Source organism: Streptomyces sp. V4I8, assembly GCF_041261225.1.
Taxonomy (GTDB): Bacteria; Actinomycetota; Actinomycetes; order Streptomycetales; family Streptomycetaceae; genus Streptomyces.
On sequence record NZ_JBGCCN010000001.1, the window covers coordinates 8,855,467 to 8,867,008 of the forward strand.

Here is an 11,542-nt window from a genome sequence, read left to right on the forward strand (position 1 = left end):
GAACCGGCGTATCCACCGTTCACCGGGGAAGGTGCCGCAGATGACTGAGGATCTGAAGAAGAGAGGTGGCCGGGAGGGTCCGTCGGACGCTTCCGGCCACGGCAGCACGGACCGAGTGGTGTTCGGCGTCACCGCCGTCATCACTGTGGCCTTCGTGATCTGGGGCTGGGCGGGCACGGACTCGCTGGAGAGCGTGTCCACGAAGATGCTGAACGGCCTGATCCACAACGGCGGCTGGGCCTTCATGCTCGCCGCCTCGTGTTTCGTCGTCTTCGCGCTCTGGCTCGCGATCAGCCGCTACGGCCGCATCCACCTGGGCGCCGAGGGCGAGGAACCCGAGTTCAAGACCGTCTCCTGGGTCGCGATGATGTTCAGCGCCGGCATGGGCATCGGCCTGATGTTCTACGGCGTCAGCGAGCCGCTCTCGCACTACACGACCCCGCCCCCGGGCACGAACCCCGCCAACTCCGGCGAACGCATGGAGACGGCGATGGCGACCACCCTCTTCCACTGGACGCTGCACCCCTGGGCGATCTACGCGGTGGTCGGCCTCGGCATCGCCTACAGCACCTTCCGCAAGCGCCGGCGCCAGACGATCAGCGCGGTCTTCACCCCGCTGATCGGGGAGAAGCACGCCAACGGCGCCGGGGGACGGGTGATCGACATCCTCGCGATCATCGCCACCGTCTTCGGCTCCGCCGCCTCGCTGGGCCTGGGCGCCCTCCAGATCGGCTCCGGCTTCCAGGAGCTGAACTGGATGGACGACGTGAGCACCGGTCTGCTCGTCGCGATCATCGCGGTACTGACCCTCGCCTTCGTGGCCTCCGCCATCTCCGGCATCGAGCGGGGCATCCAGTGGCTGTCCAACACCAACATGGTGCTCGCCCTGATCCTCGCGGTCTTCGTGTTCATCGCGGGCCCCACGATCATCGTGCTCGACCTGCTGCCCACGTCGATCTTCGCGTACCTCGGCGACCTGCCGCAGCTCGCCGGCCGCACCGAGGCCAGCGGCGGCGAGGGCGTCGCGGACTGGCTCGGCAGCTGGACCGTCTTCTACTGGGCCTGGTGGATCTCCTGGACGCCCTTCGTCGGCATGTTCATCGCCCGGATCAGCCGGGGCCGCACCATCCGGCAGTTCGTCGGTGGCGTCATCCTCGTGCCCAGCACCGTCAGCCTCGTCTGGTTCGCGATCTTCGGCGGTACGGGGATGAAGCTGAAGGAGGGCGGCGGACTCGCCGGCGAGGACACCCCCGAGGGTCAACTCTTCGGCCTCCTCCAGGAGTTCCCCATCGCGACCGCCACCAGTCTGCTGGTGATGATCCTGGTCGGCATCTTCTTCGTCTCCGGAGCCGACGCCGCCTCCATCGTGATGGGCACGCTCTCCCAGAGGGGCGCTCTGGAACCCGGCCGCTTCGTCGTCGTGTTCTGGGGTGTGGTGACCGGAGCCGTCGCCGCCATCATGCTGCTCGTCGGCAGCGGCCAGGGCGACGCGCTCACCGGCCTGCAGAACCTCACGATCCTGGCAGCCGCGCCCTTCGTCCTCGTGATGATCGGCATGTGCGTCGCCCTCATGCGCGACCTGCGCCGGGACCCCGTCATCGTGCGCGGCGAGATGGGCTCCGAGGCCGTCGAACTCGCCGTGATCGAAGGCCACAAGAGGTACGACGGCGACTTCGAGATCAAGGTCGGCCCGGGCCCCGGCACCGAGGCGGAGGGCGACCCGCTGGGCCACGACCACGGCTGAGCGGGCACGCCCCGGGGGAGGAGGCGAGCAGGACGGCCTCCTCCGCCCCCCGCACTGGCAGCCGCACGGCTCCGGCGCGGGAGCGCACCCCCCGGGGCGGCGCGAGCGGTTCGATCCGGTACGGCCATCAATGCGCCCCCGGCAACCGCGGAGGCTGAGCCGGGACCTTTAGCGGAATATGTCATGCCGCGCTCATATCGGTCCCGCCGTGGGGATACTCACAGCATGTCTGCCGAGTACGCGACCTTCGGCCTGGCACCGGCGATGCGTGCCGGTGGCGTCCTCGCCAACGGTGACTACCAGGTGCACCGGGACTTCGTGGACTTCATCGTCGACGGACGCCCGCTGCTGTTCCAGCTCTCCGACCTCGACGCCGTCTCCCCGCTCGCCTCCGACGTCCCGCCCGCCATCTTCACCGCCCAGGTCCGCAGCCTGCTCCTGGAGGCGGCAGCCCCGCTTCCAGGCGGCCGGTATGTCATCTACGGCTGCCCGGACTGCGAGGACCTCGCCTGCGGCGCCGTCACCGCGCTCATCGACAAGGACGGCGACGACTACATCTGGCGGGACTTCGCCTGGCAGACCGACGAACACGCCGACCTGCAGCTCAACGGCTACCACGGCATCGGACCCTTCCGCTTCCGGGCCACCGAGTACCGCGCGGCGCTCGGCTCCCTGCTCGACCGTGACTCCGAGGCGCCACGGCGCCGCGTACTCCTCATCGGCGCCCGCGTCGCCCTCCTGGCCAAGCTCGCCGCCGCCCTGCGCACCATCGGCATCGGCGCCGAGATCACCCACGAGGTGAGCGGCGTCGCCGCCGACGAACTGCGCACCTACGGCGCCGTGGCCTTCGGCCGCGGGATCGGCGAGGAGCAGCGCGCCGCGGTACGCCGCGCCTTCGCGGACGCCGGGGTCGAGGTGGCGTATGTGGACGGCCTCGCGCCGATCGTGCCGTTGCTGGTCGCCCAGATCGAGCACGCCCTGGACCGCAGTCCGGCCGAGCAGCGCCGGCTGACCCGCCTGGTGGCGGCCGACGGGGAGGCGGGCGTCGAGGTCACCTCACCCTGCCGGGTCCGCCTCACCACGTATCGCGTCGATCGTCTGTACCGGACCCATGCCCATGAGGTGTTCGACGGTGTCCTGGAGGCGGGGCGGCACCGGATCGCGCTGGACGCGAAGGCGGTGAAGGGGGAGTCGTACGTGGTGGCTCGGACGTCGGGGAGTGTCCTGGTGGAGGCGGTGGCGCTCCGCTAGGGGTGCCGCGATGAGGTGGGTGCCGCCAGGTGTCGGCGGTCGTCTGCGGGTCCGTTGTGGCTGGTCGCGCAGTTCCCCGCGCCCCTTCAGGGGGCGTTGCCGCCCCCGGCGATATTGCGCGCCGGAAGAACGCCGACGCGTTCGTGGTGGCGTGGCCACTAGGATCGCCCTCTGTGACCGCAACCCTCGTCGCCAAGAACCTCGCCGCCGGCCACGGCGACCGCTCCCTGTTCAGTGGGCTCGACCTCGTCGTGGCGCCCGGAGACGTGATCGGCCTGGTCGGGGCCAACGGCGCGGGCAAGTCCACGCTGCTGCGCCTGCTCGCCGGGCTGCTCGCACCGGAGGAGGGCGAGCTGAGGCTCTCCCCGCCGACCGCGACCGTCGGTCACCTCCCGCAGGAGCCCGAGCGGCGCCCCGGCGAGACCGTGCGGGCGTTCCTGGCCCGCCGCACCGGAGTCGCCGAGGCCCAGCGCGTGATGGACGAGGCGACGCAGGCCCTCGTCGACGGTGCGCCGGGCTCGGACGACGCGTACGCCACGAGCCTGGAGCGCTGGCTCGACCTGGGCGGCGCCGACCTCGACGAGCGGGCGGAGGAGGTCGCCGACTCGCTGGGCCTGGCGGTCGACCTGGACCAGCCGATGACGTCCCTGTCGGGCGGCCAGGCGGCCCGCGCGGGGCTGGCCTCGCTCCTGTTGTCCCGCTACGACATCTTCCTGCTGGACGAGCCGACGAACGACCTCGACCTCGACGGCCTGGAGCGCCTGGAACGCTTCGTCGGCGGCCTGCGCGCCGGGACCGTCGTCGTCAGCCACGACCGCGAGTTCCTCACCCGCACGGTCACCAAGGTCCTCGAACTCGACCTCGCCCAGCGGCAGATCAACCTCTACGGCGGTGGCTACGAGGCCTACCTGGAGGAGCGCGAGGTGGCCCGTCGGCACGCCCGCGACGACTTCGAGGAGTACGCCGACAAGAAGGCCGCCCTCCAGGACCGGGCGCAGATGCAGCGCTCCTGGATGGACAAGGGCGTCAAGAACGCACGCCGCAAGGCGAACAACGACAACGACAAGATCGGCCGCAAGTTCCGCAGCGAGGCCAGCGAGAAGCAGGCCGCGAAGGCCCGCCAGACCCAGCGCATGATCGAGCGCCTGGAGGTCGTCGAGGAGCCGCGCAAGGAGTGGGAACTGCGCATGGAGATCGCGTCGGCGCCACGCTCGGGCGCGGTGGTCGCGACCCTGCGGCACGCCGAGGTCCGGCGCGGCGACTTCATCCTGGGCCCGGTGACCCTGCAGATCGACTGGGCCGACCGGGTGGCGGTCACGGGCGCCAACGGCGCGGGCAAGTCGACGCTGCTGGGCGCCCTGCTGGGCCGCGTCCCGCTGACCGCGGGGCAGGCGACGCTCGGCTCCGGCGTCCTGATCGGCGAGGTCGACCAGGCCCGCAAGCTCTTCCACGGCGAGGAGTCCTTGCTGGACGCCTTCTACGCGGCGGTCCCCGACACGGAACCGGCGGAAGTCCGCACCCTCCTGGCCAAGTTCGGCCTGAAGGCGGACCACGTCCTGCGCTCGGCGGCCACCCTCTCCCCGGGCGAACGGACCCGCGCGGCCCTCGCCCTCCTCCAGGGCAAGGGCGTCAACCTCCTGGTCCTGGACGAGCCCACGAACCACCTCGACCTGCCGGCCATCGAGCAACTGGAATCGGCCATGGACGCCTACGAGGGCACCCTGCTCCTGGTCACCCACGACCGGCGCATGCTCGACGCGGTCCACGTCACCCGCCGCCTGGAGGTCGCCGACGGCAAGGTGACCGAACGCTAGGGCGGGTCCGCCGGGGGCGTGTGCGTCAGCGCCTGGGGTTCAGCAGGGCACAGACGAAGTTCTCCTGCACGGCGCGCAGCTTCCGCAGCAGGTCGGGTTTCATGGCCTCGGTGATCTGGGTGGTGGCGGAGAAGGTCAGCGACCGGCGCCCGTCCGGCGTCGCGGCGATCAGCTGCGTGTAGCCGAGGGTGTTGCCGGTGTGCCCCTGCACCACACCGCACGGGGTGGTGTACCGGAAGATGGCCAGCCCCGCGGCGTTGCGCCCCGGCCCGGCGGGCTCGGACGCCGCCCCGGGGATCCAGCGCCGCTGCTCCCGTACGACATGAGGGCCGTACAGCCGGCCGCCGGCGTAGCCCCGGATGAAGCGCGTCATGTCGGCCGGCGTGGAGACGATGCCGCCCGACGCCCACACGCCGGACATGCTGAGGACCTCGCTGACGTCTTCCGGCGGCTCGGGCGGGCTCACGTCTTAGCCGTGCAGATAGGGCCTCGGCATCCGGTAGCCCTGCGGCAGGCTGGTCTGGCGCAGGCCCAGCGGCCGGTACACCAGCTCCTCCAGCAACCGCTCGTACGGGACGCGGGTGACCGCCTCGGCCATGAGGGCGACGGCGATGTTGTCGGAGTTGGAGTACTTGTACCGGGAGCCGGGCCGGAAGCGCAGGGGCTGGCCGGCGACGTAGTCGAGCAGCCGGCGGGAGTCGAAGTGGTGCCGGGGGTTCGCCATGAGGATGTTCAGGAACGCCGGGGCCCGCGAGTAGTCGGGCAGGCCGCTGGTGTGGTTGAGCAGCTGGCGCAGTGTCACGGCGCCCCAGGCCCTGGGCAGGCGGGGCAGCCGCTCGCGCAGGGTGTCGTCGAGACTCAGGTAGCGGCGGTCGACGAGGGACAGGGCCACCGCGCCGCTGAACGCCTTGGCCGTGCTGGCGATGCGCATGTGGTCGTCGATGTGGGGCCTGCGGCCGGTCGCCAGGTTCGCGACCCCCGCCCGGACGACCCGGCTGCTCCTGCCGTCCTGCAGGACGGCGATGACGCCGGGCGGGCCGCCCGGCGTGCGGACCAGGTCCTTGAGCTGCTGCCGGAGCGCGGCGTCGGTATGCGGTCCGGGCGGCGTGGCGGCGCCCACGGTGGCCGAGGACAGCAGGGTCAGGCAGATGGTGATGAGGGAGACCGCGCCCAGACGGGGCCGAGCGGGGAACGGCGGCGGCGGCGAACGGGGGTCGGCGTCGGTTCTCCCTGAGCGGCGGCGGGCCTCGCGGACTGGGCGTCCAGCTTCGCCCGCCCGGATCCGGTCAGCTGCTCGTGCTACTGCACTCGGCCCAACGTGCCGTGCCCCCCGGATCCGCCGAACCGAGTCGCCAGCCCCGGGTAGTCGACGACCAAGCCGTCGTCGTCGAAGTCGATATCGCTGCGGAAGTCCCCGGAGACGAAGCGGATGCGATGCTGCCCCAGGTGCGTGTAGGTCTGCCGCGAGGGGAGGACGGCCAGGTCGGGCACCGACACCCAGGCCATCAGCAACTCCCGTTCCCCGGGGGCCAGATGAAGACCGTGCCGCAGCACCGGCATCGTGTTGGTGAGCGGGCACAGGCCCAGATCGCAGTCGAGCGCCCCGTCGACTGCGGGCAGGTGCTCACCGTTCGCCGTCCACCGGCCCGCTCCGTCGTGCCGCAGCTCGAGCGTGCGCACACCGCTCGCCGACTCCACGGTGACCAGCAGCCGACGGGTCACGAAGGCGTCGGCCGTGTCGAGTTCGTACGAGATCCAGTACGGCTCCGGAACCGTACCGACCGCCCGTCCACGGCCGCTCAGGGTGCCGTCGCCGAGCTCGATCCAGGCGGTCTCGACGCCCTTGCTCTCCGACACTTCCCAGGTGATGACACGCGACCTCGGCATGACCTCACCCTACGGGCGAACCGGCCGGACCCTCCGTGGCGTACCGGAGAGCCCGGGCCCGTGTGTCGTCTCAGCGCTTGCCCCGCTTGGGGTCGACCAGACCGGCGCGGCGCAGAGCGTCGGCCATGGCGCTGTTGGCCGGAGGCGGCGCCTGACGCGAGCCGCCACCGCCGCCGCGGCCCTGCCGCTGCTGCGGCGGGCGTCCGCCCCGCTGCCGGCGTTCGCCGCCACCCCCGCCCTGCTGCCCCTGCGGAGCCGCCTCGTCGTCGAGACGCAGCGTCAGGGAGATCCGCTTGCGCGGAATATCGACGTCGAGGACCTTCACCTTGACGATGTCACCGGGCTTCACCACGTCCCGCGGGTCCTTGACGAACGTCTTCGACAGCGCGGAGACATGCGCCAGACCGTCCTGGTGGACACCGACGTCGATGAACGCCCCGAAGGCCGCCACGTTCGTCACGACGCCCTCCAGGACCATCCCGGACGACAGGTCGGAGATCTTCTCGACGCCCTCCTTGAAGGTGGCCGTCTTGAAGGCGGGACGCGGGTCGCGTCCGGGCTTCTCCAGTTCCTTCAGGATGTCGGTCACGGTCGGCAGACCGAACGTCTCGTCCACGAAGTCGTTCGCCTTCAACGACCGCAGCACGCCGGTGTTGCCGATGAGCGCGGCCACCTCCTGACCGGAGGTCTTCACCATGCGCCGGACGACCGGGTACGCCTCGGGGTGCACGCTGGACGCGTCCAGCGGGTCGTCGCCGCCGCGGATCCGCAGGAAGCCCGCGCACTGCTCGTACGCCTTCGGGCCCAGGCGGGCCACGCCCTTGAGCTGCTGGCGGGACTTGAACGGGCCGTTCGCGTCCCGGTGCGCCACGATGTTCTCCGCCAGCCCGGAGGTGATGCCGGAGACGCGCGCGAGCAGCGGTGCGGAAGCGGTGTTGACATCGACGCCCACGCCGTTCACACAGTCCTCCACCACCGCGTCCAGCGAGCGCGACAGCTTCACCTCGGACAGGTCGTGCTGGTACTGGCCGACGCCGATCGACTTCGGGTCGATCTTCACCAGCTCGGCCAGCGGGTCCTGGAGCCGGCGCGCGATGGAGACGGCGCCGCGCAGCGACACGTCCATGTCGGGCAGCTCCTGCGAGGCGAAGGCCGAGGCCGAGTACACGGACGCGCCCGCCTCGGACACCATCACCTTGGTGAGCTTCAACTCCGGATGCTTGGTGATGAGTTCACCGGCGAGCTTGTCCGTCTCACGGGACGCCGTACCGTTGCCGATCGCGACCAGCTCGACCGCGTGCTCCTTCGACAGCCGGGCCAGCTTGGCGATCGCCTCGTCCCACTTGTTGGCGGGGACGTGCGGGTAGATGACGTCGGTGGCCACCACCTTGCCGGTCGCGTCGACCACGGCGACCTTGACGCCCGTACGGAAGCCCGGGTCCAGGCCCAGCGTCGCACGCGTGCCGGCCGGGGCGGCGAGCAGCAGATCGCGGAGGTTCGCCGCGAACACGCCCACGGCCTCGTCCTCGGCCGCCGTGCGCAGACGCAGCCTCAGGTCGATGCCGAGGTGGACGAGGATGCGGGTCCGCCAGGCCCAGCGGACCGTGTCCTTCAGCCACTTGTCGGCGGCGCGGCCGCGGTCGGCGATCCCGAACTTCCCGGCGACGATCCCCTCGTACGACGACGGCCCCTCGGTGGGCTCCTCCGGCTCCAGGACGAGGTCGAGGACCTCCTCCTTCTCGCCGCGCAGCATCGCCAGGATGCGGTGCGAGGGCAGCTCGGTGAACGGTTCGGCGAAGTCGAAGTAGTCGGCGAACTTCGCGCCCGCCTCCTCCTTGCCGTCGCGCACCTTGGCGGCCAGCCGCCCGCGCACCCACATGCGCTCGCGCAGTTCGCCGATCAGGTCGGCGTCCTCCGAGAACCGCTCCGTGAGAATCGCCCGGGCGCCCTCCAGGGCGGCCTGCGGGTCGGCCACGCCCTTGTCGGCGTCGACGAAGGCCGCGGCAGCGGCCAGCGGCTCGATGGTCGGATCAGCCAGCAAGCCCTCGGCGAGGGGCTCCAGCCCGGCCTCCCGCGCGATCTGCGCCTTGGTCCTGCGCTTGGGCTTGTACGGCAGATAGATGTCCTCCAGCCGGGCCTTGGTCTCGGCGCCGCGGATCCGGGCCTCCAGCTCCTCGGTCAGCTTGCCCTGCTCACGCACCGATTCGAGGATCGCCGTCCGCCGCTCCTCCAACTCCCGCAGATAGCGCAGCCGCTCCTCGACGGTGCGCAGCTGCGCATCGTCGAGCATCTCGGTCGCTTCCTTGCGGTAGCGGGCGATGAAAGGCACCGTCGAACCGCCGTCGAGCAGCTCCACGGCAGCCTTCACCTGCCGCTCTCCTACGCCGAGCTCCGCGGCGATCCTGCCTTCGATGGACCCTACGAGGGGTGTCGTCACGATCCCGTCCCGCCTTCTCACTGAGGTTGCGCGGCAATTGTGGCAGGTAGCACCGACAACCGGGGATCAGGGCGGCGACTCGGCCGGTCGCGGCGGGACGGAATCAGGCCCGGCGACTGCGCGTACTGCTCGAGGCACCACCGAAGAGCCGGGCGAGAGCCCGGAACGGCAACGTCACGACAGTGGCGATCGCGCCGCCTATCTGCCGGAGTACATCTGCGATTGCACGGAACACGTGGTTGCTCCTTCCTCAGGTTGAGGACCGAGTACCGCGACTGGCGCCCCCTATTCAGCCCGTCCGGCGTTTGAGGACGAGGCCGTAGGCCGATAGCCGGGGGTGCAGGGGGCGGCGGCCCCCTGGCGGGATCGAAGGGGCGGAGCCCCTTCAGGGATGGGACGGGTAGGGGCGGCGGGGGCGAGCAAGTCGTGGCGGTCCGCCGCCCCGGAGGGCTCAGCCCTTGCCGGTCAGGTCCGCCGGGAACGCCCCCGCCGCCACCGCCGCCCGCGCGAACTCCGCACCGAGTCCCGTCAGCCGTGCCACCCCCTCCGCCCCGAGGTGCTCGTAGGGCGCCTGATCCAGGCGGTCCGTCTCGGACTCGATCTCCGCGCGCAGGGCGACACCCTCCGGCGTCAGATCGCCCGAGTCGCCCAGCAGACCGCGCTCACGCAGCCGCCCGGACGCGGCGTCCCAGTCCTCCTGGGTCCAGCCACGCGTGGTGACCACCCACTTCGGCGCCATCCCCTTGCCGGTCGCCGTGTGGGAGACGACGGCCTCGAGCCCGTCGAGCCCGGCCGCCATCAGCACGGCGAGATGCCCGTCCCCCCGGTGCTCGCGCAGCAGCGTGGTGGCGTGGAAGTACGCCAGGTGCGGCTCCTGCGGGACCGGCAGGTCCGCGTGGGCCGAGTACAGCGGCCGGGCGCTGCGGGAACAGGCTTCCGTGGCCCGGAGCGCGAGCCGCGCGGCCTCCGCCATCTCCGGGGACGTCACGACGTCCTCGCCCAGCAGCCGCCGCAACGCCGAGTCGACCGCACGCGCGCGTGCCGCGAGCACGTCCTCGGGGGAGGCGATCGCCCAGACGGCGGGTACGTGCCGGGCCACCAGCTCGTGCTTGTAGTTGTAGAACGTCGCCGTCACCGCGCCCGCGCCGACCGGTCCCAACGCGGCGGCCCGTACCGCGAAGTTGACGGCCTTGGGATGCGTGATCCCGAGGGCGCCCAGTTCCTCGCCCAGCTCAGGGGCGAAGTAGGACGTCGCGTGCAGGGAGTTGAGCACGTGGTGGCAGCGGCGGCCGGCGAGGGGCTCCAGGGCGGCAGTAGTCATGCACCGGAGGTTACCAACCGCTTGGTACGTCCCTTCCGGGCCAGGAGGACTCATGGCAGGAAAGGTGGGGAGCCCGTCATTGTGGTCAAGTCGTCGCTGTCGGAACAATCGATGGCATGGCCCAGCGAACCGTTCTCTTCGTCGTCTTCGACGGTGTCCAGAGTCTCGACCTGACCGGCCCCCTGGAGGTCTTCGTGGGGGCCGAGAAGCACCGGCCGGGCACCTACCTCATCCGTACGGCCTCCTTGGACGGCGGCCCCGTCCGCACGTCGAGCGGCCTGACCGTCGTACCGGACGCGTCCTTCGCCGAGGTGCCCGACCCGCACACCCTCCTCGTCCCGGGCGGTGAAGGCACACGTGGGCCCCAGCCCGATCTGATCGGCTGGCTGCGCGAACACGGTCCCGCGGCCGAGCGTCTGGTCTCCGTCTGCACCGGCGCGATCCTGCTCGCCGGAGCGGGTCTGCTGGACGGTCGCCGTGCCACGACCCACTGGGCGTACTGCGACAAGCTCTCCCGTGACCACCCCGAAGTGGAGGTCGACCCGGACCCCATCTACATACGTGACGGGCACGTGGCCACCTCCGCCGGCGTCACCTCCGGCATCGACCTCGCCCTCGCCCTGGTCGAGGAGGACCTGGGCCGGGACATGGCCCTCGGCATCGCCCGCCACCTGGTGGTCTTCCTGCGCCGACCGGGTAACCAGGCCCAGTTCAGCGCCCAGCTCGCCGCCCAGACCGCCCGACGCGAGCCCCTTCGGGACGTCCAGCGCTGGATCACCGAGCACCCCGACGCCGATCTGAGCGTGGAGACACTCGCCGCCCGCGCCAGCCTCTCCCCGCGCCACTTCGCCCGCGCCTTCCAGACCGAGACCGGTATGACGCCGGGCCGGTATGTGGACCGCGTCCGCCTCGAACAGGCCCGCCGCCTCCTGGAGGACACCACCGACGGCGTCGAGGAGATCTCCCGGGCCAGTGGCTACGGCACCCCCGAGGCCATGCGCCGCGCCTTCGTCAAGACCCTCGGGACGGCCCCGGCCGAGTACCGCCGCCGGTTCCGCCCCGCACCGGCCCACTGAGACCCCTGCCGA

Annotated in this window: 8 protein-coding genes and 1 pseudogene; 4 read left to right on the forward strand and 5 right to left on the reverse strand. The window is 71.4% G+C overall.

The window, feature by feature from the left end; all coding sequences use genetic code 11:
• The first annotated feature begins 40 nt into the window (after positions 1-40).
• The 3 genes from ABIE67_RS40245 to ABIE67_RS40255 all read left to right on the forward strand — a co-directional run bounded on the left by ABIE67_RS40245 (position 41) and on the right by ABIE67_RS40255 (position 4,809).
• Positions 41-1,744 (forward strand): BCCT family transporter, encoded by a 1,704-nt coding sequence (locus ABIE67_RS40245; protein ID WP_370266507.1) that lies wholly within the window; start codon positions 41-43, stop codon positions 1,742-1,744.
• A 225-nt stretch (positions 1,745-1,969) separates the two neighbouring features.
• Positions 1,970-2,995, forward strand: coding sequence for an oxidoreductase (locus tag ABIE67_RS40250; RefSeq protein ID WP_370266508.1), 1,026 nt, complete (start codon positions 1,970-1,972; stop codon positions 2,993-2,995).
• Positions 2,996-3,168: 173 nt separating this feature from the next.
• Positions 3,169-4,809, forward strand: a complete 1,641-nt coding sequence (locus ABIE67_RS40255; RefSeq protein ID WP_370266509.1) for an ABC-F family ATP-binding cassette domain-containing protein — start codon at positions 3,169-3,171, stop codon at positions 4,807-4,809.
• Positions 4,810-4,834: 25 nt separating this feature from the next.
• Here the strand turns inward: ABIE67_RS40255 and ABIE67_RS40260 are convergent.
• The 5 genes and pseudogenes from ABIE67_RS40260 to ABIE67_RS40280 all read right to left on the reverse strand — a co-directional run bounded on the left by ABIE67_RS40260 (position 4,835) and on the right by ABIE67_RS40280 (position 10,454).
• Positions 4,835-5,983, reverse strand: a pseudogene (locus ABIE67_RS40260) (serine hydrolase domain-containing protein).
• Positions 5,984-6,108: 125 nt separating this feature from the next.
• A complete protein-coding gene (locus ABIE67_RS40265; protein ID WP_370266510.1) occupies positions 6,109-6,696 on the reverse strand; it encodes a putative glycolipid-binding domain-containing protein in 588 nt (195 codons plus the stop codon).
• A gap of 70 nt (positions 6,697-6,766) precedes the next feature.
• Positions 6,767-9,133: a Tex family protein gene (locus tag ABIE67_RS40270; protein ID WP_370266511.1), complete on the reverse strand. Its 2,367-nt coding sequence runs from the start codon at positions 9,131-9,133 to the stop codon at positions 6,767-6,769.
• Positions 9,134-9,236: 103 nt separating this feature from the next.
• Entirely contained in the window at positions 9,237-9,368 is a 132-nt protein-coding gene (locus ABIE67_RS40275) for an LPFR motif small protein (protein ID WP_252100478.1), read from the reverse strand.
• A 216-nt stretch (positions 9,369-9,584) separates the two neighbouring features.
• On the reverse strand, positions 9,585-10,454 hold the full coding sequence (locus ABIE67_RS40280) for a hypothetical protein (protein ID WP_370266512.1): 870 nt from the start codon (positions 10,452-10,454) through the stop codon (positions 9,585-9,587).
• Positions 10,455-10,570: 116 nt separating this feature from the next.
• Between ABIE67_RS40280 and ABIE67_RS40285 the strand changes: the two genes are divergently transcribed.
• Positions 10,571-11,530: a GlxA family transcriptional regulator gene (locus ABIE67_RS40285; protein ID WP_370266513.1), complete on the forward strand. Its 960-nt coding sequence runs from the start codon at positions 10,571-10,573 to the stop codon at positions 11,528-11,530.
• Positions 11,531-11,542: the final 12 nt, after the last annotated feature.

Coding starts and splice junctions, on each gene's coding strand:
- ABIE67_RS40265 (WP_370266510.1), bottom strand. CDS start 6,696: ATGCCGAGGTCGCGTGTCATCACCTGGGAAGTGTCGGAGAGCAAGGGC.
- ABIE67_RS40280 (WP_370266512.1), bottom strand. CDS start 10,454: ATGACTACTGCCGCCCTGGAGCCCCTCGCCGGCCGCCGCTGCCACCAC.
- ABIE67_RS40245 (WP_370266507.1), top strand. CDS start 41: ATGACTGAGGATCTGAAGAAGAGAGGTGGCCGGGAGGGTCCGTCGGAC.
- ABIE67_RS40250 (WP_370266508.1), top strand. CDS start 1,970: ATGTCTGCCGAGTACGCGACCTTCGGCCTGGCACCGGCGATGCGTGCC.
- ABIE67_RS40285 (WP_370266513.1), top strand. CDS start 10,571: ATGGCCCAGCGAACCGTTCTCTTCGTCGTCTTCGACGGTGTCCAGAGT.